The organism is Enterococcus sp. AMC1252, assembly GCF_058216515.1.
In genome coordinates, this window is sequence record NZ_CM177097.1 from 2127280 (window position 1) to 2149288 (window position 22009).

Genomic DNA, 22009 nt, shown 5'->3' on the forward strand with positions numbered 1-22009 from the left:
TACGGCTTTTATTCTCCACTTCCTTTATAAATTAAAAGAACTCCGTTATAATAGTACTATTATGTATATAGAATTGAGGGATGTTTATGTCATTTGATGGCGTATTTACTCATGCAATGGTCTCTGAGTTATCCGAGACCTTAGCCACGGGCCGAATTTCAAAAATTCATCAGCCTTATGAAAATGAAATTATTTTAGTTATCCGTACTAAAGGAAAAAATCATAAATTGCTTTTATCCGCTCACCCAAGTTATGCTCGGGTTCAATTGACCGAAATCGCTTATGCGAATCCTGATACTCCACCAAATTTTGTTATGATGTTGCGTAAATTCCTTGAAGGTGCTATTTTAGAACAGATTCATCAAATTGAAAACGACCGTGTCATTCATTTCACATTTTCAAAAAGAGATGAACTAGGCGATCTACAAAACATTGTTCTAATCGTTGAATTAATGGGCAGACATAGTACAATCGTTCTAGTAAACAAAGAAAATGGCAAGATTTTGGATGCAATTAAGCACATCGGCAGTTCCCAAAATAGTTACCGTTCTCTTTTACCTGGCGTTGAATACATTGATCCGCCGAAACAAGAACAACAAAATCCATTTCTATCAAGCAAAGAAAAAGTTTTTGAACTTCTTTCTAAAACAAACGAAATTACTGGCAAGTATTTACAAAGTCAATTTCAGGGTTTAGGTAGAGATACCGCTGATGAATTAGCCTTTCGACTAAACGAGCGTCCAAATGAAAAAATGCTTATTTGGCAATCCTTTTGGTCTTCTCTTGAAGATCAAATTACGCCGACATTAACAACAACGGAGAAAAAAGAATTCTTTACACCTCTTCCCTTCACTTCTCTAGAAGGAAAACGACAAACTTTTGTGACACTAAGTGAATTGTTAGATATGTTTTATGGTGGGAAAGCTGAAAAAGATCGTGTGAAACAACAAGGTGGCGAGTTGATTCATAAAATCGAAAATGAATTGAAACGAAACCAAAGTAAAGTGATAAAACTTCAACAAACATTAGCCGATACAGAGCTAGCTGAAAATTATCGTCGGGATGGCGAACTTCTGACAACCTTTATGACTCAAGTTCCAAAAGGAGCTGAATTCGTTGAATTACCTAACTATTACGAAGAAGACCACTTATTAAAAATAAAATTGAACCCAGCACTTACACCCAATCAAAATGCTCAAAAATATTTTCAAAAATACCAAAAATTAAAAAATGCTGTGAAAGTAGTTCACGGTCAAATCGAGCAAACCAATCAAGAAATCAGTTATTTAGAATCTGTCCTATCTCAACTAGAAATTGCAGGTCCAATGGATATCGAAATGATTCGTGAGGAATTACTCGAACAAGGTTATGTCAAAAAACGCGGTACTAAAAAGCAGAAACAGCTTAAAAAAAGTAAACCCGAAGAATTTTACTCAAGTGATGGCAGCTTGATTCTTGTTGGTCGCAATAACCTTCAAAATGATCAGCTTACTCTTAGAACAGCTAAAAAGACCGACATTTGGTTGCATGCAAAAGATATTCCAGGTTCTCATGTAATTATCAAAAATACCAACCCATCAGATGAAACACTTATGGAAGCAGCAAACCTTGCGGCTTATTACTCTAAATATCGCCTATCAGCTCAAGTTCCAGTTGATTATGTTCAAGTCAAACATGTTCATAAACCAAACGGCGCCAAACCCGGTTATGTTATATACGAGAATCAAAAAACACTCTATGTTACACCAAACGAACAATTACTGGCAACACTAAAAACGAACATACCTCATTAAGGGGTATGTTCGTTTTTACTTAGTTTCCGGCAACCATTGCCCGCTTTACTAATTTATTGCCTACATCAGCGATAATATTATTAGCAGAAACACCTTGCAATAAAGGCTTTTTAATTGTCATATAAAATATATACTTAGGGTTTTCAGTCGGTGTAATCGTAACAACAGAGTGTAAGTATTCTTGTGTTTGATAACTACCATTCTCAAAAAATTCTGCCGTCCCTGTTTTAGCAGAAACATTCAACCCTTCTATTGCATATTCTTTTCCCATTCCATACTTCGGATCTACAGTAACATCTTTCATATATTCCAATACTTTTCCAGCAGTCTCACTGGAAATTGGTGTTCCTACAAGCTCTGGTTGAATCGTTGTTTCTTTCCCATTTGAAGAGACGATCTTGCTGATGATATTTGGTTTTAGCATTTTACCACCGTTAGCAATTGCTGTGTACGCCTGGAGCATTTGTAAGTGTGTAACTGAGATTCCTTGACCATAAGACGTCATTGCTCTATCTACAGTTGTCTTATTTTGGATTTCTCCGGAAGCTTCACCAGATAAGCCAAAACTGATACTTTGACCAAATCCAAATTTTTTAAGATATTCTTGCCATAAATCAGGCATTCGTTCTTGAAGGTGCACCATTCCAACATTACTTGACCATGCTAAACCTTGTCTATAGGTCATATCTCCTTCACCAACACCGTTATTCCAATCTCTGATCGTTGTATCATCGATTTTGATCCTTCCTGATGTAAACAGTTCACTTTCGTTGAATTTATTTTCTTCAAGCGCACTTGCTACCATCATACTTTTCATTGTTGAACCAGGTTCATAGACATCTTCTACAAGAATATTGCTCCAACGAGCAGTGTTAGGATCGTCCAAGCCTTTTCGCGTATCCAGTTCGAAAGATGGTCGTTGAGATGTTGCCAATATATTCCCTGTTTTTGCTTCCATTAACGTTGCAGTAATATGCTCAGGCTGGTATTTTTGAGCAGCCTCCGTTAATAACTCTTCTAGATAAGATTGCAGATTGCTGTCTAAAGTGGTGTAGACATCACTTCCGTCGACTCGTTTCTTCTCTTTCACACTTCCAGGTTTTACATCGCCTAATGCAGAGTTTTTTTCATAGCTTCTAGTACCATTTTTGCCAGATAACTTATCATTGTAGGCTTCTTCGATGCCCATTACACCTTGTTCATTCCCTTTATTATCTTGTTGGGTGTAACCAATAAAATAAGAAGCAAAATTTCCGACTTGATATGCCCGTTTTTTCTCTTCTCTAAAATAGATACCAGAGATTTTTTTGTTATCTAACTCTTTTTGAATCATTCTTTTTGTTTCGAAATTTAAACTCCTACCATTCGTTCCAAATTCAACAGTTGTAACTGGCTGACCTTCTGCATTGACACTAGGTTTTAGTTGTTTTAACGTTGTATCTTTCTCTATTTTTACATATTTTTCAAAAATATCAGCAATAGTTACCCAATCTTTTTCCTGAACATATAATTTTTTACCTTCTAAATCAGTATAATTTTTATCCAAGATCGCATATAAGGAGAACGCACTCGAATCCTCAACTAAAACATTGCCATCTTTATCGAAGATCGAGCCTCGTTTAGCTTCCAAAATCTCATGTACCTCATAAAGTTCCTTTGTCTTTTCAGAAAGATCCGTTCCGGCAACTTTCCCTGAAATTAAAATATATGAAAGGCGCACCGTAAATAACAAAAAAACGATGAGGCTCAAAAATAAAATGATCACACCCACTCGTTTGCGATTTTTAATGGTTGAAAGATTACGTTTTTTAAACAGTTCTTTTAATTTTTTCATTTAAGCTTATCTCCAAAGTATTTTTTAAGTTGTCTTCTGATCAGCGTATCCATTTAAGATCAGAATTACAACGAATAATCTTCTTTCATTTTACCTCTTTTTGTCACTCTCTTTTGCCTTATAGTTCCGTTCTTAATCAAAAATTAGAGTATTGTAACAAAAAAAATACATTATAACAATTGAAACATGGAAAGAGTTGATACTGCCAACCAACTATTGAAAAATGTTGATTCCAAGTATAAAAGTACGTAACGCAGAGATTGACTGCGTTACGTACTTTTTTAGTTTATTTTTTTCTAGCAACATGAACTTTCAATTGCTTGCCTTTAATCGTTCGTTCTTTCATTGCCCGAATAACAAGTTGACCTTTCCCATTTAAAATATCGACATAGGTCACGTTTTCTTGAATGGTAATAATCCCGATATCCTCTGAAGTGATGCCTTCGATTTTTGAAATAGTTCCGACAAAATCAAGTGCTCGTAATTTCTTTTTCTTACCGCCATTGAAGTACACTTTTGTGATTTCTTCATTTACTCTTTTGGCTTTTTGATTTTTCGGTTTTTGTTTTGTTGTTATTTTTGCTTCAAATGCTGCCTTGCTTCTCGCAATTAATTTAGCATTTGGTAATGTGATTCTTGTCATGCTTAGATCCGTAAAATGTTCGATTTCTTTTTTCAACGTTTCTTCTTTCGGCGTGACAAAAGTTAAAGCAAACCCTTCTTTTCCAGCACGACCAGTTCGACCTACTCGATGAACATAGCTCTCTTTTTCAAAAGGAACGTCTAAATTGATGACGTGTGTGATATTTTCAATATCGATACCACGAGCTGCTACGTCTGTTGCAACAAGATAGCGGAACTTCCCTTTTCTAAATGCGTCCATTACTTCAAAACGATCTTCTTGCATCATGCCGCCGTGCAACTTGCCAACAGGATAACCTGCATCAACTAAAAAATCGTACGTCTCATTGACTTTTTCTTGTGTATTACCAAAAATAATACAGGTATCTGGATTTTCAACGATCGTCACAGCTTCTAAAGCAGTCATTTTATTGGTTTCAGCAACCTCTAAAAAAGCATGTTGGATTTTAGGCGTTGTTTTTTCCGTGGCAGCGATGTTTATTACCTTTGGTTCATGCAGATATGTACTGCTCATTTGTTCAATAACTTTTGGCATAGTCGCAGAGAATAACAAAGTATTTCTGTTTTTTGGAAGTGCTGCGATAATTTCTTTTACTTGATCAATGAACCCCATGTTCAGCATTTCATCTGCTTCATCAATCACTAAACAACTGATCTTTTCAAGAGGTAGGCTTCCTTTGATTATATGATCCAACACTCGTCCAGGTGTTCCTACCACTATGTGGCTTTTTTGTTTTAATTCTGATTTTTGTTTGATGTACGATGCTTTTCCATAAACTGCGGTTGCTTTGATTCGTTTATAGCGGCCAATATTGATCAAATCTTCTTGGACCTGCTGTGCTAGTTCTCTGGTTGGTTCTAATACAAGAACTTGCGGTTTATTTTCAGTCCATTCTACTTTTTCGCAAAGCGGAATGCCAAAACTAGCGGTTTTCCCACTACCAGTCTGTGACTGAACTAAAACATCCTTTCCATCCAATATAGCTGGAATAACTGCTTGTTGAACTGCAGTTGGTGTATTATAGCCCAAATCTGATATTGCTTTTACGATTACATCACTTAACCTATCATCAACAAAATATGTTTTATCCATGTTTCCCTCATTCTTCTATAATATTCGATACATTTTTTAAAACGTGTGCTTACTTGATAAAAATAGAAAATTGGTAACGAGCACTCATCCCTGATAAGTAGCAGTGGTGCAATAACTCTTTCTTTTTATGTTTATCACTCAATTGCTTATTATCTATGAAAAGTCATTGAACTGCAAGCTTTCAAGGATATTTTTTCTAAATTTCCATCTTTAGTATGCTTATTTATCGATTGTTTGCTCCATATTTGAGGGAAAACGTTCACCATATACTTTTATTCCAGAGAGTTTGTCCATCTCAGCTACAGATAATCGAAACTTTGAAGCCGAGGTATTCTCTAGTAGGTAATCAATATGTCTAGTTCCAGGAATTGGAATCAGATTATTGTTTTTAGTTAAAAGCCACGCTAAGGCAATGACGGCCGGATTACACCTATGCTCCTTAGCAATCGTAGTAATTACTTCAACAATATTTCTGTTTTTAATCAACATCTCCTTTTTAAAACGTGGAAAGTTGTTACGCCAATCTGTTATTGACAAATCATTGGTTTGTTGAATATTTCCCGTTAAATAGCCTCTTCCTAAAGGTGCAAAAGGAACTAAGTTAATAGCTAATTCATTACATAGTGGAATAATTTCTTTTTCAAGCTCTTGATACCAAATAGAATATTCTGACTGTAGTGCTGTTATTGGGTATACGTTATTTGCGCTTTTGATTGTCCTGGCAGAAGCTTCGCTTAACCCTAGATATCTTACTTTCCCCTCTTTGACAAGTTCTGCCATTGCATAAATTGTTTCTTCAATCGGCACCAGAGGATCTACTCGATGAAGATAATACAAATCTATATAATCAGTCTTTAGACGTTTTAAACTACGCTCAATGCTATTTTTGATATATTCAGGAGATCCATCAAGCAGTTTTTTCCCACTTGCATCTGTAGATGACGTAGAATCGTATACGTTCCCAACTTTTGTTGCCAAGAAAACATTTTTCCTATGTTCCTTCAACGCTTTTGCTAGTAGCTCTTCATTCTTTCCAGCGCTATAAAAATCTGCTGTATCCCAAAAATCACAGCCAATTTCAAGCGCCTTTGCCAACACATTTAAATTTTCCCTTTCATCTGAAGGGCCGTAAGCATGCGTCATTCCCATACAACCTAGCCCTATCTCGCCCACTAAATCCTTGCCTATCTTTCTTTTTTCCATTGTTTATCCACTCCTTTGATTGATTTAAGTACAATAGAAGCATATACTAATCTAATTCCAGAAAGTAGCCGTCCGTTTATCCTAGGATAAATAGTGATAGAAAAGAGTGAGTAGTAATGGAAAATCAAACTAAAAACAAGGAACTTGGTCATTTTTTAAAAAGTCGCAGACAAATGATCTCACCAGCCCAAGTCGGCATACCTGATAGCAAGCGTCGCCGGACTTCTGGACTAAGGAGAGAGGAAGTGGCTTTGCTTTCAAATGTCAGCGTCAGTTGGTATACACGACTAGAGCAAGGAAAAGAAATACAGGTTTCTTCCCAAGTTTTACTAAGTGTCGCTAAAACATTGCACTTAAACGCTGATGAAACAATTTATAGCCTGAATCTTGCTGGATTTAGTTCAGGACTTTATAAAAACACCCCTCCTGAAAAAGTGTCTTATATGGTCCAACATGTTTTAGATAGTTTTGTGTCAGCTCCTGCGATAGTTCTTGATATTTATTGGAATATTATTGCTTGGAATAGCGTCGCTTGTTCTCTCTTTTATGATTTTGAACAATTAGAGCCGTGCGACTGTAACTTGATTAAATTACTCTTTTTAAATGTTGATTTCAAAAAACTGTACCAACAACCGACTTGGGAAATGAAAGCTAAAATAACATTGGCAAATTTCCGGCGTTCTTTTGCACAAAACGTCAATGATGAACAATTCTTATCGTTTATAGAACAATTAAAGTTACTCAGTTCGGAATTTAATATTTGGTGGTCAGATCACGACATTGCAGTCGAACACGAGTTGACTAAAAGTATTGTTCATCCTCAATTGGGTGAATTGACTTTTGAGCATACCAGTTATACACTTTCTGATCAGAATAATCTTAAAATGTATATCAACCTTCCTAAAAAAAACAGTGATACAGAAAAGAAGATTCTAAATTTTATAGGTTAAAGTAACCTTTGTTTCTAGTAAAAAATAACATCAATACTTTAGCAAAAGGCTAAAATGTAATTACAATAGATTGAATGATGAGATATAAAAAAGTTTTTTTAATGACATTTCTAAAGAGATATGGCTTTTTTATTATGATTTTGGTCATTTTTAGCGAGCTTATTATGTCGTTTATTTTGATTACTTTTTAGCCTCATTATGATCCGATTTTGATGTTAATCAGTAATTTTGGTGAAAATGGGAGTCCAACAAAATGTTTTTTAGAATGTGGCAGTTGGTTGACGGTAGTCTATTTCTTTTAACCGTGCTAAGCTTTTATGAACGATTTGAAAGAACGTCCAAGTCGTTAGCTGCCCAGCTTAGTATTATGATATCCGTTTTTTGCGTTAAGTGATTGTCTTGTTACTAGTATATTTGACCGCTCGCCTAGCATAGCAACTATTGAAACTGTGATCCATGACTATGTCTCAAACTCTGGATTTGAGGCACTGCTTATTGTGATCTTTCTTTTAATCAGACTCTACATTTTGGAAGAAAATTGGTTGCCGATTCGTAGATTTTTCCACGTTTTTTCTTTTCGGTCTATTTTATATTTTTATTTGCAACACAAAAAAATACTTATTGTAAGAGAGCTGCATATTCCATGTTCGAGTTTGGCAACGAGTCAATTTATTGTTTCTCTATCTGTCATTACTCTTTGTCTGTTCTCTACGAGTCCCTGTAGCTAAAGTATTAAAAATTAGCGAATATTTACCTGATCATTAAACGCCCATCACTACGATCAATTGGGGGTTAGGGGTCTGAGTCGTCACATGTTTCAATTTATTTTGTGTTGTAATTTTTATGTCAATCAGCTCTTTTTTCATATTGTTTCTCCTACTTGGTTGATACATCAGTCTTAACGATTTAAATAATAATAGGGACTGTTTACTTTCAAATATTTATTATTGAATGTGAATTTATACCTAAACTAAACTTTCTGGATTTGTGTTATTAGACTACGTCTTACCACACAAGACTTATTTTTCGGTAAATAACCAATCAACTTAAGAAAACTTTTAACATCATTCGACGTTTGATCGTTCGACGCTAAAAGTTTTTTTGCTATTCTTTTTTTTGAACTGCAATTTGGTTCATTTTGTAATCCATCCAATTCAAAGCCAAGCTTAGTTACAAGAGGTGGATGCTACCTAATTCCTGTGTTTTAAATTTTGTTAATTTCTACTTATTTTACGATGGAGTTTTGCTACTCCCAACGTAAAAAACTATTCCTTTTGTCACACACTCATTTCTGTTCGATCATCTTATCGAACAAAGGCTTTCATTGTTTTGATTGTTTTACCTAAACTGGCTCCAACTGGTTCAATATCGTATGTTTCAATCGTTGCAGGAATAATAAATGTCTGAGCATATTGAACGCGATAAGGAGCAAATTCTCCTGTAGGACTTGTCACTAGCGCCTCTTCTCCTTCAACTAAGTTCAATACATTAACGCTTCCATGATTTTCATGATGTACCTTTTGATTAAATGTATGCCGTCTCGTTTCAATAAACTCTGTTTCATGAAGACCAGTTTTTTCTTCCAACCAGCCTTCACCTTGAGCTATCGAAATAAAAGGATTGATCAGTTCTTTTTCGACCCACTTTTTATCTTTGTAACTATCAATATTAGGTCCTCCGTGATCGATATTAACAGGTCTAGGCAAGCCATCAAAATCTACTCGATCCCAATCCCAAAGCTTAAAGGTAAACCGATTTGGTGTTGCACTAATTTCTAAAATAACAGAATCTTTTCCGCTAGAATGAATGGTACCTGATGGAATAGAGTAATGATCATGTTTTTTCATCACATGGCGGTAAATATATTTTTCATCATCAAAACTTACTTGACCTTTTTCAGCTTCTTTTAAAGCATTGATCAACTCGTCTTTTTCAATCCCTTCATTAACCCCTAAATAAACAACAGCATCATTTTTTGCTTCTAATACGTAATAACTTTCATCCTGTGTATAATGAACACCAAATTTTTCTTGGGCATAGTCTACTTTTGGGTGCACTTGTAAACTTAGATTTTGTCCATCCATCGTATCTAGAAGGTTGAACCTTATAGGAAATTCATGCCCAAAATGTCCGAAAGTCCGCTCACCTAAAAGCTCTTCTCCAAAATTAAAAATCAAATTATTGGCCGGTACTTCAACACAAATGCCAGAAAAATTCAAAAGCAAACTATTTTCTTCTGGTACACCATTAAAGCTCCAAGCTAAATTCTTTTCCTCATGGCCAATGTCAAATGTTTTTTGCATCCAAGTACCGCCCCAAATCCCCGGATCAAAAAAGGGCACCAGCGAGAATGGCTGAAAAGCGACTTCTTTCAAACCGTTTAAGTAATCACGATACACAATCATTTTCGGCTGATTTTCGTCATGGATATCTAATAAATAATCTATTCTTTTAGCAATTTTCCGCTTATAACGATCCGCTACAGGCCATTCAAAGAAATATCCGCGTTTGATCATACGTAATGAATCTTCTCCTGCATTATTTCCCAGCCAATTACTGTATTCTCCAGACCGATAACGTTTTTGAATTTCCCAACGCGCTAGGTCTACATAAATCAAAAGATCAACATTCTCAACAAGAGAGGCCCCGACGCCATACAAAACCGAAAGCTCTCCTTGAGTTCGTGTTTCATTCAATTTATCTGTCACACGATTGATTTTTTTTTCATCAATAAAGTCTTCAAGAACATGATGGCTCATCAGCCCAAAGATGCGATCATCTGTTAAATTATCTTGAATTCTTTTATTTAAATCAGATGCGTCTATAAATAGTTCAGTTCCCTTGATAACTGTAGCTGGTTTTAATGGGCGAATGATTTTTTCCAACAAAAGCGTTTCATTTGTAACTGGATAACATTCGATGGCGATCGTTAAAGATTTTTGTTTGTTTTTTTGTTCTAATAACGTTTTGACAATTCCTTCATAAGATGTAAGAACAGTTGCCTGATTTTGCATTTTTATCTCAGGTCGTACAATGGATGACTTCAAATTTTCCCTCTCCTTTTTTAAATACTCTGATCGGAAAATGACAGTTAACGTAATCATGCCCAGATTCTGTTAACCAACACGCACCGACTGATAGTTTTTTAGTACCGATATTGATCAAACGATGACTTGTTTTCCCATGAATATAATGGATCGAACCTTGTGTAACATTCTGGAGTTCATAAGTCCCATCCTCATAAACTAAAAGCAACAGTCCACACCCTTCCAAGCCCCAATAATATTCCCCGGTATCTTTTTTTTGGTGCACATGACCTTTAGTCATATAAAATTCTTCGCCCACCGTTCCAGGCTCCACATGAGAAATTCCTAGAAAAAGACCACCTTCTTGTCCCTCATATAACCCGTTATCGTGATATTCAACTTCATAAATAACCTTAGAAAGATCAAACTCTTGGTTGCTTTTTTGATAATAGTCTAGGTAACTTCCAAGCATAGTTTGACTGACTCTAACGGTCTTTCCTTCAAAGCAAGTTAGCTTTTCATTGAACCGAATCCTCACTTCATTCAATTTTTCAGATCCTTTCTACGGCTGGAAATCTACCCAAATTTTTTGATAGTTTAATGGTTCAGTAACAAAGTCAAAGACAGATGTTTTTTCTTCGTATTGCGTATATAAATTCTTGTTTGATAAACCAAATTCTGGATAATCCCTAGGTTGTTCTATTTCTAATCCTTCGTGTATATAATGAGAGTTGCCTATCCATTTCGTTACACCTGCCTCAACTACTGGATAGTAGGCCAACCCTTGACGTTTTCTAATTTCTTTATACTCAAAGGCGTAATCTCGAATACACCAAGCCCCAAAAAGCATTGTTTTATCTTGAGAAGCATTCACGGTATAATGAGCCCAATTTGGCGGTACGATAACAATATCACCAGGTTTAGCTAAAATCACTTTGCACCGACCTGGTAACGCCTCAACAAATTCTTGCATATAAATATAGGCTTCTCCTTGCCAAATTTCATAAACCTCAGGTGTTGAAGAACCACAAGAAGTAGATATTGCATGAATATGACCTTGACCTCGGACCAATTCGTTTCCGATTAACCCGGCATTATATGCAACGATTCCATATAATAAATGACGTTTTTTTAAGTCTTCATAATGTTCTTTTTTCCCCACATCCATCGCAATAGAATATAAAATCTCCGGTCCTTTTGCCTCTTTATCTAGCAAACTTGAACGAACCTCTTTCAAGCTTCTTTTTTCTACCACGTCAGGATGAAAAATAGCTGATCCAAATTGTATAGATAAATCATCGTCTTTCAACTGAATATCAAGTACTCGATCAAAAGTCATCGTCCATTTCTCCATCCGAAAAGATTGTGTAGTCTTGAAGGCTCTCTTTCGCTGCAGTGATTGCCTCAGGAATTAATTGTTCAAGTGGTTTTACTGCATTTGATAACACCAACTCCAACACTAAAGGAAGGTTCATTCCACTTAACAAGATGACGTTTCCTGTTTCAGCAAAAAAACTATAGGCAGTAGCTCCTGGTGAACCTGAAGGGATATCACTTACAATAATCGTTTTCTCAGTGTTATTTTCATTTTCTAAAAGACTTAGTTTCTTTTTAAAATACTCGATTCCTTGTTCATCAAGTTCTACTGCATAAAGTTCTGGTTGCTCGCCGACAATAAACTCTAGAGCCTTTTTCATCCCTGTTGCTAAACCGAGGTGACTTACTAAGATGATTCGATCATTCATTTTTATCATGTCTCCTTTATTACTTTATTCAACACACTAAATTATAAATGAGTAATTGTGTTTGTCTTTTTAAAATAGATAGGCCAGACCTACGCCAGCAAATGCAACTACAAAATAAATCATAATTAACTTCACTGGTGAAACATTTTTTTTCGCCATCAAATACCAAGAAAGGAAAATCACTAAAAGCGGCGCTAATTTGGGAAAAATACCATCTAAAATAGCTTGGACATCAATTTCTGTTCCTGTTAAAGCAAACTTTGCAGGAATCTCAAGTTTTACATAAGAAGCTGCAACACCACCAATAACCGTCATGCCTAACACGGTAATGGCTTTTGTTATTTGTTGCGCTTTTTCACCTGTAAATACGTCGACTGATTCAGCACCAAGTTCATAGCCTTTGAAAAATAAATAGCGAGAGCCGAAATACATGATACAGTTATATGCCACGATATAGAAAAGAACTCCTAAGATACTCCCATTTGAAGACAATCCCATTCCGATTGAAAGTAAAATAGGAATCAACATCCCCGGCACCATTGAATCCCCAATTCCAGCCAATGGGCCCATTAAACCAATCTTCAAACTATTGATCAACTCACCCGTAATACCTGAGTTTCCCAGAGCCTTTTGTTCTTCAAGTCCGGCCGAAATCCCATTGATCAACGCTCCTACTTGTGGTTCTGTATTGTAAAACGCAGTGTGTCGCTCCATCATCTCTTTTTTCTTTTCGGGTTCTTCACTATATAATTTATCTGCGATTGGTTCCATCGACAGCGCAAAGCCCATCGCTTCTAAAAACTCAAAGCTCATAGCAACCAAGTTATACATCATCCATTTATGGTAGGATTTTGTTAAAGTTTTTTTATCTAATAATTTTTCTGTCATGATTAAAACTCCTCCTCATCGTCTTCATCCACTACACCATTCGGAGTAACCACACCTTTTTTACTTGAACCAGTGTAATATAGATACGCTATAACAGCTGCTACGATTGTTAGCGCAATCATATTTAGATTTAAAAAAACAATACAAACGAATCCTAACAAGAAGAATAAAAATAGCGAATTCTCTTTAACTACAGCTGTCAATAACATCGCAATCCCAATCGCTGGCAAAACACCGCCTAAGTAACTCATCACATCAATCAAATATTGCGGCATAGAATCTAACATTGATTTAGCAAATCCTGAGCCAAAATAAACAACTAAAAATGAAGGCAAGAAACGAGAAATAAAATTTATTACTTGAGGACCTGCAATAGCATTTAAGCGAAATTTCCGATAATCACCTTCTTGAATAGCCGCCACTGCTCGATGATTCCAAAATGAGTTGACTACTTGATATAAGTTAAACACGATCGTACCCAAAACACCGATTGTTGTTGCCAATGTTACGGCTACTTCGGTACTTGCATTTGAAAGCATAGCCAACGCAATAGCTGGAAAAGCCACAAAGTTTAGATCTGCTGGCATTTGTCCTCCAGGGGTGACCATGGCAATATAGACCGTCTGAATCGCAACACCAATCAAAATTCCTTGTTTTAGATCACCTAAAATCAAACCAACGATCATTCCTGACACCAATGGTCGAGTAATCGTGTACCATCCTCCTGTCAAACCTAACAACCAAGGTGTTGACAAAGCACCCAAGTAACAGAAGATTGATACTGCGAATGCTTGAAATAATAAGGGTCCATTCATTATTGTTCTCCTCCTTCAGCTTTCAATTCCATCCATGTTTTCTTTTTAGAATCAGGTACTAATTGAAATGAAACGGTCATTCCATTTTTTTGCAGCGTATCAAAAGCTGCTTCCTCTGCCGGTATCATACTTAAGTTTTTACCATATTTTTTCGCCCCTTCTCTAACACTCATCGGACCAACATTCAGCTCTTGATGTTCAGTGATGAAATCGGCACCGCTTTCAAAAATTCTAACAAGGGTTTCTGGAGAACGTGCAATCAGAAAATATTGCCTCTTGCTTTCAACAATCTTAGCCCATTTTTGCACTAGTTCCGCTTCTGTTAACACAAATCCTTTTAATGGTGAAGGAACTGCTGACTTCAACATTTTAGCGAGCACCGGATTATTTGCTGATGGATCATCCACCGCTACAACCCCATCACATTTTCTTTCACTCATCCAACGTGTAACTACTTGCCCATGGATAATTCGATCATCGATTCTAATAAACGAAATTGCCATTTTATTTCCTCCTCATATTGACATATTGTCATTACATTATATTATAAAGAAAATATATTCCTTTTTCAGAAATACACTTTCATTTACTTAAACTTAGCCCTCCACATAATATCGATATTCGCTACCAATATAAAAACACTCTGAATACTCATGAAACGCTTTACCTAATTGCTGTGTGATTCTTACTCGCTTTAATATTGGTGTATGTTCATGGATTTCAAGAGATTTTAATAATTGTTCACTTGGCTCGATTGCTTCAACGTATTCCTTGATTGAGTCCACAACTATATCATATTTTTTCAAGTATTCATAAAAAGATCCGTAATAGTCTTGGCTATCGGTTGAAAAACGTTGATCAAAAGTAAGATAAGTATCAAAAAAAGCAAATGCTAAATCGTCCGTTCCAAAAACACGTTGTAGATTTAAAACTGGATCCCCTTCTTTAATATTTAAAAAGTTTGCAATTTTAGCTGACGCAGTCTTTTTTTCTATTCGCGCTTTAAGAGTATGGACTTTTCTACCAAGATCATTCATTTCTTGTGTAAAGCTTTTGACAATTGTTTCTCTGATTTCAGGTTCTTTGGATTGTACGAATGTTCCAACCGCACGTTTACGATATAAAAGCCCTTCATTGACTAATTGATCAATTGCTTTACGGATTGTAATCCTACTGACATCATAGATATTACATAACTCAAACTCTGTAGGAATTTGATCTTCAACCTCCCACTCCCCAGAATGAATCTTAAATTTTAAGTCACTGGCGATTTGAATATATAAGGGCAACCTATTGTCGTTCATTGACTCACCTTCCGTTCACGTCTTATTGTCATAACAATAACACATGGACAAATCTATTACAAGTATATTCTCCATTTCAGTATCAATTAAAGTTATAAATCCTTTAAAAACACTACTTTTTTCTACATTATTGATTAGCAATTGGATTGTCTATAAATAAAACATTATTATATTTGTCATATACAATTTCCTTATTTGATATAACAAAAAAGTGATTGATACATGGCTCAAAGCAATCTGTACCAATCACATATTATCCAGATAAACGATGGGAGTTTAATACTTACGCCCCAACCTCTTTAGAAATGTTATTTCTGCTACAAAAAGTTATTCACCCAAAATCATTAACTGACATTTTCTATTCCGTTTGCGATTTTGATCAAAGTCAATAAAATAAATGTATCCAACCGAGCCTATTTGAAGTTCCGTATCTTTGACAATAAATGTTTCACTAGCACCAAATAAAGAAGCTCGGATATGGGCATCTCCATTCAAGATTGTCCCTGGATCACTTGGATAATTTGGATCATTCAAACTCATTAGAAATTCAAGATGCTTAGGGCCTGGATAACGGTAGTTTGTTTCTTCTGACAGTTCTCTTGGAATGATTTTATCTAATATTCGATTGAGATCTACTTGTAGAAATTCGTCCCCATTAAAATCCAAATCGTGGACATATTCTTCAAAAATCACTGAACAGGTCGTATGAGGTGATTGAACAACACATATACCATTTTGAACCTCACTCTCTTTTACAGCTTGTTTTACTTCTTCAGTGATATTATGATAACTCACACGTTGTCCGTTAGATGTTAAAATTAAATCCTTCGTATATGTCTTCATCCCTCATTGCTCCTTTGACTCTGCTCTGACTTTAGCAACTTCTTCCACCATATCGCGCAAAATTTGAAGAGAATCTTTCGCACATACGATTCCACTAGTCCCACCCGTGCCATCTGCTCCAGATTCTAATGCTTGCCGAACATCCGCAACAGTGCTGATTCCTGCGGCTTGCAGCACTAATATTTCAGATGAAACAGACTTCACGGCTTCATTCGTTTGTTTCATATATGAACTATCACTTGTATTCCCCGTACCAATTAACTCTGTTGGCTCACAAACCATTACGTCAGGTTTGAGTGTGGCAATTGCTTTGGCTTCTGCAATCGAATCTGCACAGGCAATAATCAAAATCCCTTGTTCTTCCGCTCTTTTCATGATGGTTACGAGCTGATTGATCCCAACAGGATGTTCAGCATGGTTCATAAATGTCGCTTGTACACCTGCTTCTACAAGTCCTTCTGGTAAAATATAGCCCATACCTGGTCCCACAATTAAGCCATCCATATGTTGCACCGTAATAATCAAATTTTTTGTTGCTTGGGCAATGCGATAGGCATCAACATATTGAACCGTGAAAAAAATATCTATGTCATATTTTTCAGCAAGTTCATCTGCCTCTATTGCTAGTCTTAGTGCTGCATCCCCATATAAATATGCTTTAGGATTCACACAGAAAAATGGCGCTCGAACTATTCTTTTTTTCAAAATGATCACCTCTTTTATTTAGTTGAAAATACTGTAAAGTAATGTTCCAATGTTTTTTCCATCGCCAGATTGGCTTCTTTTTTTAATTGAAAATAATCAGCAGGCTTCTCTTGATCGATCGATTTCATTGCCGCCGTAATAAAGTCAGTAAAAATATTGATTTTACTGATTCCTTCTGTAGCACATCGATGTAAATTATCATCTCCTGAAGAAGAACCTCCATGTAATACAAGCGGTATTTTTACAGCCTTTTGAAGTTCTACCAAGCGTTCAAAACTAATTTTAGGTGTCCCTTTATAAAACCCGTGAGCAGTTCCAATCGAAACAGCTAAAGAATCTACGTTGGTCTCTTCAACAAAGCGCACCGCATCTTTTACTTCCGTGTATATGGAATCGCTATGGTCGTGATTTTCATAATTCACACCCGAACCGACAAAACCGATTTCTGCTTCAACAACGACGCCTCTTTCATGAGCATAATCCGCAATTTCTTTGGAACGACAAACATTTTCCTCAAATGAATCAAGGGATGCATCGATCATGACAGATGAAAACCCTAATTCTATGGCTTGTTTTATGATCGTTTCATCTTGTCCATGATCTAAATGTAAGACCACCGGTACTTTCGCTTTTTTTGCTAAATAGTTGCCAATCAAAGATGCCTCTTCTAATGACATCATATCCATATGTGCCTGTGCAAAAGCAAGAATCAAAGGCTTATTCATGCGTTCAGCCACGCCCACATATGCTCGTGCCGAATCTAAGTCAAAGAAATTAGTAGCTGGAATCGCAAATTGTTCTTTTTGTGCCTGTTCAAATAATTCTTTAGATGTAACTAACAAAATAATTCCTCCTATTCTTTGATTTTAGCTTCAATTTCTTGATACATTTCCTCAGTTCCCATTCCCGTCAATAACGGTAACCCCATGATGATTTTATCTTTTATTTTATCTGGTACGACCGTTGTGCTTACGATAATGTCGTAATCATCGATTCGATTCATCTCATCAGCGACTTTTGATTGGTATAATCGTACATCATTCTCATAACCCTTTTCTTTCAGCCATTCTTTCACTTTATTTGTTACAATTGTAGAAGTAGCAACACCAGTACCACACATGATCAACATTTTTTTCATCGTCTATCCGTCCTCTCATTTCATTTATTTAGTTACTTGTCTTTTAGGTAAAACTTTATTTACATAGATCATTCCACATAGTACAACCACCCCTATGATGGCTAAACCACCCCAGCTCAATAATTTTGTAAGACCAACATACAGCCACGTTGTCCATAAACCACCTTCTGCTAGTGCTGTAATACTTGAATTCCCTTGGAGGTCAAAGTTTGCTGCCTTAGCTGACATCGTAACCAATGGCGCGACCCAAGAAGTGATATAAAGAATACTCACCATATAGATTGAACCTGCGATAACCGTTCGAACGATGTTGCCTGCAAAAACGGCTGCCATTAAACAAACTAAGAAAGGAATCGTTGCAAGGTCTCCAAACGGCAAGGTTGTATTTCCTGGTAAAATAACTGCTAATAAAATTGTAATCGGCACTAATAACAGAGAAGAAGACAGAACTGCAGGATGTCCTACTGATAATGCTGCGTCCATCCCAATATATAATTCTCTTCCTGGAAAACGTTTCTTCACAAATTCATTAGCTGCTTCTGAAATTGGTGTCAACCCTTCCATTAACAATGCGACCATTTTCGGCATCAACACCATTACAGCTCCTGTTTTAACAGCCAGTTGACCGACACCTGCAACATCATATCCTGCAAAAAGACCAATCACTAACCCAATCAGAAAGCCCATCACAGTCGAATCTCCGAAAATACCAAAACGTTTTTGGATCGTTTCAGGATCTGCTTTCCAGTTTTTGATCCCTGGAATACGATCGAATAACCAATTCATTGGTATCGCAAAAATAAAACCAGGTGCTGCAGTGCCATGCGGAAATGTAATATTAGGAAAGCCATAGAATTTTTTCACGATTGGTCCTAAAATATCACCAAACAATAAAATCATCATCATATACACCACTGTTGCTGCAATTCCGATTGCAAAGTTGCCAGTTAATGCATAGACTAAAGACGCAATAAACGCCCCATGCCAAAAATTCCAAATATCAACATTCAATGTCTTAGTTAGCCCTAAAATGATCAACGCCACATTTAGTAACACGCCTATAGGAATTGCCAAACTGCCTAAAACCGTTCCATATGAAATTGCGGCTGCCGCTGGCCAGCCCACATCGATAGTAGTCAAATTCAACCCAAAACGTTCAACCATCGCTTGCGCTGCCGGTCCTAAACTACTACTTAATAAATCAATCACCAAATTTAGACCTACAAACCCAACACCGACTGTCAAAGCAGATGTAAAAGCTTTAGCTGGTTTTGTTCCAAGAATCATTCCAAACACGAAAATCAAAATCGGTAGAACAACGATTGCACCCAGATCGACAAACCATTGTAATGCATCTAACATATTCTTTCCCCCATTTCTTTACGATAAACCCACTTGATGAATAATTTTAATAAATTCTGGTTTCGACTGACACTGATATAATTTTTCCATTATTTCCGACTTTTGGATCATACCGATCAACTTCTGTAACATCTCCAATTGTTCATGCGGCTCTTTCAATGCCAGCATAAAAATCATATGAACATCTACTGGCTTATCAGCGGTCCCCATTTCAAAAAATGTGATTGGTTCCTTCAAAGACATAAATGCAATTTGCGATTTTTTTACATAGTCACTATCAGTATGTGGAATTGCAACACCGATATTATTAACAGGAAGTCCTGTTGGAAAATATTCCTCTCTTTCAATAACATGTTCGAGAAAACTATCCGTAATAAACTGCTTCTCTCTTAATTCTTTGGTTAATCGTTGAAATGCTTCATTTCTATCCTTAACTTCTATCTGAAATTCAGCAATCTCACTATTAAAATACATGTTCAACATTCCCTCCTTTTCAAACAAACCATTAGTTCTTCTACACTTTGACTTTGAATGATCTGCTCAACACGCTCTTTTGAATCAATTCTGTCATATAAAGCCGAAACCAAATCTTTGGCTATGGCCATATCCTTTTCTGCAATTGCGATAGTAACAATCAGACGAACCTTATTTACTCCCCACTGAATAGGTTGTTTAGTCGTCATAAAAGATAATTTAGTTTCTTTTACTGTATCTGGTGCACTGTGCGGAATTGCTACTCCACTGACAATACTGGTATCACCTAGCTCTTCTCTTTGAACGATTGATTCTTCAAATCCTTCATTTACTAATCCTAGCTCTTGGTATTGTTGAATTAAATACTCTAAAATATCTTCTTTTTGATAAAAACCTTGATCTAAGAAAATTAGCTCATTTTGAACAAACGGAATCAGAGACATCGTGTGATTCTCTTTTGAATAAGTAAACGTTTTTTCGTTTTCACTAATGTTGGATAAATAAGTTGCAATCAACGCTACTTCTTCCGCTGTAGGTAAAGCAGATACATGAAACACTGGGATGCTCTTTATTTCAAGTGGAATTGCCGCGATAATCAAGTCAATGTCATCCACTGGATTTTGCAAGAGTTGTTTTTCTGTTCCGATTTCAACAATGACACTTGCAGGCAGATTTTGTTTGATGCGATTAAAAATCAATTCAGACGTCGCTAATCCATTACCACAGACAATCAAAACATGTTTCGTTAATTGAATTTTTTCAAATGCAACTTGAAAATGAATCGTCAAAAATGACACTTCATCTTCATTTAAAAAAAGTGAATAGTATTTTTCAAAAACAGCAGAAGCAAATTGAGTTAAGGTAAACATCGTAGTATATTGTTTTTTTATACTATCTTTAAGCGGATTTCGTACATAAATGTCGTTTTTTAATCTGTGGAGCATTGGCATGATATGCGCAATGAGCGAATGATATAATTGCTCATCTTTATCGACTTTCACATCAAGTAGGTGTGTCATATCATTGATCAAAGCATTTGTTACATCATTCATTTTTTTGTCAACAGGTAAATCAGATACTCCTGGCACAACACTATGAGCGAATAATAATGAACAAATATATTGAATATCGTTCTTAGAAAAAATACACTTTAATTCTTGGTTAATTTCTTCTGAGAAGTTTAATGCAACCATATAAAGCTGCATTTTCTGCAAATCCTTAAAAATAAATTCATTCTGCTCTTCCATATGATGCCCAGCTTTGAGCCTAGTTAAAAAAATAATCAGTGACAATTTTAAGGAGTAAACAAAATAATCATTCAGTATCTTTCCAGTATGAATCATTATTTTTTCAATGAAGTCATTCACTAATCGGATCACCTGTGATTCGATAATTTCAGACAGAAAATTTAAGCTATCTTTTTCGCTTTTTTCAGCATGTGGGTGGTATTTTTTGCTGTAACGTACTAAATATTTCTTATAGACCTTTTGAATCACAGTTTCTTTTTCAAAAGCATTGATTCTACGTTCATTAAGCGCACGAAGCTCCGTCTTTTTTAAATAATACAACACATCATCCATATCTTTTTTAATCGATTGCTTACTGACTAAAAATCGCTTTGCATATTCGTCATATGTTATTTTTTCATCAAAAAGTAAAATAGATGAAAGCATGATCAATTGTCGATAAGCTGGTGAAAATTCCTCATCTTCTAACACAAGGACCCGATCTTGCTGCACCACTGCTTTTAAGCGTTCTTTTGCTTCTTTAGTTCCAATTAAATAAACTCCTTTTCTTGGAACTCGATCGATCGTCAAATCGTTTTCACCAAGATAAGCCTCAATACTCTTTAAGTCTGTATACGTCGTCTTATTTGATACAGAGAGCTTCTTACTGAAATAGCTAGTTGCCTGATACTCTTTTTGATGCAGCAGTAAACGAATCAACTCATTTTCTCGTTTAGTCCGTTTTTCCATTTATCACACCTCCGGAAAGCGCTTTCCATAAATAGAGTATACGAATATTTTAATAGATAGTAAATCATCTTTTATTTCCACATTAATGTGGAAATAGTTATCATGATTGTTATTTTATGCATTAGGAAAGAAAAAAACAGTATCGGGAATTTTTCCCAATACTGTTTACTTATTCGTTTATTGATTTATTTTAAAATCAAAGATTTCTAATTTTTCAA

Annotated in this window: 20 protein-coding genes; 2 read left to right on the top strand and 18 right to left on the bottom strand. The window is 35.8% G+C overall.

Features of this window, described 5'->3' with window-relative positions; translation table 11 throughout:
* The first annotated feature begins 86 nt into the window (after positions 1 to 86).
* On the top strand, positions 87 to 1793 hold the full coding sequence (gene efbA, locus AC4BB5_RS10055; RefSeq protein WP_490456020.1) for a fibronectin-binding protein EfbA: 1707 nt from the start codon (positions 87 to 89) through the stop codon (positions 1791 to 1793).
* Positions 1794 to 1812: 19 nt separating this feature from the next.
* On the opposite strand, the gene AC4BB5_RS10060 is transcribed toward efbA, so the two are convergent.
* The 3 genes from AC4BB5_RS10060 to AC4BB5_RS10070 form a co-directional block, all read right to left on the bottom strand.
* Positions 1813 to 3627 (bottom strand): penicillin-binding transpeptidase domain-containing protein, encoded by a 1815-nt coding sequence (locus AC4BB5_RS10060; protein ID WP_490456021.1) that lies wholly within the window; start codon positions 3625 to 3627, stop codon positions 1813 to 1815.
* Positions 3628 to 3913: 286 nt separating this feature from the next.
* Positions 3914 to 5362 carry a DEAD/DEAH box helicase gene (locus AC4BB5_RS10065; RefSeq protein ID WP_490456022.1) on the bottom strand — a complete coding sequence of 483 codons (1449 nt, stop codon included), beginning with the start codon at positions 5360 to 5362 and terminating at the stop codon, positions 3914 to 3916.
* Positions 5363 to 5581: 219 nt separating this feature from the next.
* A complete protein-coding gene (locus AC4BB5_RS10070) occupies positions 5582 to 6565 on the bottom strand; it encodes an aldo/keto reductase (protein WP_490456023.1) in 984 nt (327 codons plus the stop codon).
* Positions 6566 to 6681: 116 nt separating this feature from the next.
* On the opposite strand from AC4BB5_RS10070, the gene AC4BB5_RS10075 reads away from it, so the two are divergent.
* A complete protein-coding gene (locus AC4BB5_RS10075) occupies positions 6682 to 7515 on the top strand; it encodes a helix-turn-helix transcriptional regulator (RefSeq protein WP_490456024.1) in 834 nt (277 codons plus the stop codon).
* Between the two features lie 1304 nt (positions 7516 to 8819).
* Here AC4BB5_RS10075 and AC4BB5_RS10080 read toward each other — a convergent pair.
* From AC4BB5_RS10080 to AC4BB5_RS10150, 15 genes are all read right to left on the bottom strand, one after another.
* Positions 8820 to 10562 (bottom strand): class I mannose-6-phosphate isomerase, encoded by a 1743-nt coding sequence (locus AC4BB5_RS10080; RefSeq protein ID WP_490456025.1) that lies wholly within the window; start codon positions 10560 to 10562, stop codon positions 8820 to 8822.
* Positions 10537 to 11079, bottom strand: coding sequence for a glucose-6-phosphate isomerase family protein (locus tag AC4BB5_RS10085; RefSeq protein WP_490459057.1), 543 nt, complete (start codon positions 11077 to 11079; stop codon positions 10537 to 10539). Before AC4BB5_RS10085 ends, AC4BB5_RS10080 begins: the two co-directional genes overlap by 26 nt.
* Positions 11080 to 11103: 24 nt before the next feature.
* Entirely contained in the window at positions 11104 to 11880 is a 777-nt protein-coding gene (locus AC4BB5_RS10090; RefSeq protein ID WP_490456026.1) for a glucose-6-phosphate isomerase family protein, read from the bottom strand.
* Complete coding sequence (locus AC4BB5_RS10095) at positions 11870 to 12286, bottom strand: PTS sugar transporter subunit IIA (RefSeq protein ID WP_490456027.1); 417 nt, start codon at positions 12284 to 12286, stop codon at positions 11870 to 11872. Before AC4BB5_RS10095 ends, AC4BB5_RS10090 begins: the two co-directional genes overlap by 11 nt.
* Before the next feature lie 69 nt (positions 12287 to 12355).
* Positions 12356 to 13174, bottom strand: a complete 819-nt coding sequence (locus tag AC4BB5_RS10100; RefSeq protein WP_490456028.1) for a PTS system mannose/fructose/sorbose family transporter subunit IID — start codon at positions 13172 to 13174, stop codon at positions 12356 to 12358.
* Positions 13175 to 13176: 2 nt separating this feature from the next.
* Positions 13177 to 13989, bottom strand: a complete 813-nt coding sequence (locus AC4BB5_RS10105; RefSeq protein ID WP_490456029.1) for a PTS mannose/fructose/sorbose/N-acetylgalactosamine transporter subunit IIC — start codon at positions 13987 to 13989, stop codon at positions 13177 to 13179.
* Positions 13989 to 14492 (bottom strand): PTS sugar transporter subunit IIB, encoded by a 504-nt coding sequence (locus AC4BB5_RS10110; protein ID WP_490456030.1) that lies wholly within the window; start codon positions 14490 to 14492, stop codon positions 13989 to 13991. Before AC4BB5_RS10110 ends, AC4BB5_RS10105 begins: the two co-directional genes overlap by 1 nt.
* Before the next feature lie 93 nt (positions 14493 to 14585).
* Positions 14586 to 15293 carry a GntR family transcriptional regulator gene (locus tag AC4BB5_RS10115; RefSeq protein WP_490456031.1) on the bottom strand — a complete coding sequence of 236 codons (708 nt, stop codon included), beginning with the start codon at positions 15291 to 15293 and terminating at the stop codon, positions 14586 to 14588.
* Positions 15294 to 15620: 327 nt separating this feature from the next.
* The gene (locus AC4BB5_RS10120) at positions 15621 to 16136 is read right to left on the bottom strand and encodes a YjbQ family protein (protein ID WP_490456032.1); all 516 of its coding nucleotides are present in this window, start codon (positions 16134 to 16136) and stop codon (positions 15621 to 15623) included.
* A gap of 3 nt (positions 16137 to 16139) precedes the next feature.
* On the bottom strand, positions 16140 to 16841 hold the full coding sequence (locus AC4BB5_RS10125) for a triose-phosphate isomerase (RefSeq protein ID WP_490456033.1): 702 nt from the start codon (positions 16839 to 16841) through the stop codon (positions 16140 to 16142).
* 14 nt (positions 16842 to 16855) lie between these two features.
* On the bottom strand, positions 16856 to 17683 hold the full coding sequence (locus AC4BB5_RS10130) for a class II fructose-bisphosphate aldolase (RefSeq protein ID WP_490456034.1): 828 nt from the start codon (positions 17681 to 17683) through the stop codon (positions 16856 to 16858).
* A gap of 11 nt (positions 17684 to 17694) precedes the next feature.
* Positions 17695 to 17979, bottom strand: coding sequence for a PTS sugar transporter subunit IIB (locus tag AC4BB5_RS10135; RefSeq protein WP_025869074.1), 285 nt, complete (start codon positions 17977 to 17979; stop codon positions 17695 to 17697).
* Between the two features lie 24 nt (positions 17980 to 18003).
* Positions 18004 to 19341 carry a PTS galactitol transporter subunit IIC gene (locus AC4BB5_RS10140; protein WP_490456035.1) on the bottom strand — a complete coding sequence of 446 codons (1338 nt, stop codon included), beginning with the start codon at positions 19339 to 19341 and terminating at the stop codon, positions 18004 to 18006.
* 18 nt (positions 19342 to 19359) lie between these two features.
* On the bottom strand, positions 19360 to 19815 hold the full coding sequence (locus AC4BB5_RS10145; protein WP_490456036.1) for a PTS sugar transporter subunit IIA: 456 nt from the start codon (positions 19813 to 19815) through the stop codon (positions 19360 to 19362).
* Positions 19816 to 19817: 2 nt separating this feature from the next.
* On the bottom strand, positions 19818 to 21791 hold the full coding sequence (locus AC4BB5_RS10150; protein WP_490456037.1) for a BglG family transcription antiterminator: 1974 nt from the start codon (positions 21789 to 21791) through the stop codon (positions 19818 to 19820).
* Positions 21792 to 22009 lie beyond the last annotated feature (218 nt).

Bases quoted from the DNA above. Each gene is read 5' to 3' on its own strand.
- efbA (WP_490456020.1), top strand. From the start codon at position 87: ATGTCATTTGATGGCGTATTTACTCATGCAATGGTCTCTGAGTTATCC.
- AC4BB5_RS10115 (WP_490456031.1), bottom strand. From the start codon at position 15,293: ATGAACGACAATAGGTTGCCCTTATATATTCAAATCGCCAGTGACTTA.
- AC4BB5_RS10140 (WP_490456035.1), bottom strand. From the start codon at position 19,341: ATGTTAGATGCATTACAATGGTTTGTCGATCTGGGTGCAATCGTTGTT.
- AC4BB5_RS10065 (WP_490456022.1), bottom strand. From the start codon at position 5,362: ATGGATAAAACATATTTTGTTGATGATAGGTTAAGTGATGTAATCGTA.
- AC4BB5_RS10095 (WP_490456027.1), bottom strand. From the start codon at position 12,286: ATGAATGATCGAATCATCTTAGTAAGTCACCTCGGTTTAGCAACAGGG.
- AC4BB5_RS10060 (WP_490456021.1), bottom strand. From the start codon at position 3,627: ATGAAAAAATTAAAAGAACTGTTTAAAAAACGTAATCTTTCAACCATT.
- AC4BB5_RS10090 (WP_490456026.1), bottom strand. From the start codon at position 11,880: ATGACTTTTGATCGAGTACTTGATATTCAGTTGAAAGACGATGATTTA.
- AC4BB5_RS10110 (WP_490456030.1), bottom strand. From the start codon at position 14,492: ATGGCAATTTCGTTTATTAGAATCGATGATCGAATTATCCATGGGCAA.
- AC4BB5_RS10070 (WP_490456023.1), bottom strand. From the start codon at position 6,565: ATGGAAAAAAGAAAGATAGGCAAGGATTTAGTGGGCGAGATAGGGCTA.
- AC4BB5_RS10135 (WP_025869074.1), bottom strand. From the start codon at position 17,979: ATGAAAAAAATGTTGATCATGTGTGGTACTGGTGTTGCTACTTCTACA.
- AC4BB5_RS10105 (WP_490456029.1), bottom strand. From the start codon at position 13,989: ATGAATGGACCCTTATTATTTCAAGCATTCGCAGTATCAATCTTCTGT.
- AC4BB5_RS10150 (WP_490456037.1), bottom strand. From the start codon at position 21,791: ATGGAAAAACGGACTAAACGAGAAAATGAGTTGATTCGTTTACTGCTG.
- AC4BB5_RS10100 (WP_490456028.1), bottom strand. From the start codon at position 13,174: ATGACAGAAAAATTATTAGATAAAAAAACTTTAACAAAATCCTACCAT.
- AC4BB5_RS10120 (WP_490456032.1), bottom strand. From the start codon at position 16,136: ATGAAGACATATACGAAGGATTTAATTTTAACATCTAACGGACAACGT.
- AC4BB5_RS10075 (WP_490456024.1), top strand. From the start codon at position 6,682: ATGGAAAATCAAACTAAAAACAAGGAACTTGGTCATTTTTTAAAAAGT.
- AC4BB5_RS10145 (WP_490456036.1), bottom strand. From the start codon at position 19,815: ATGTATTTTAATAGTGAGATTGCTGAATTTCAGATAGAAGTTAAGGAT.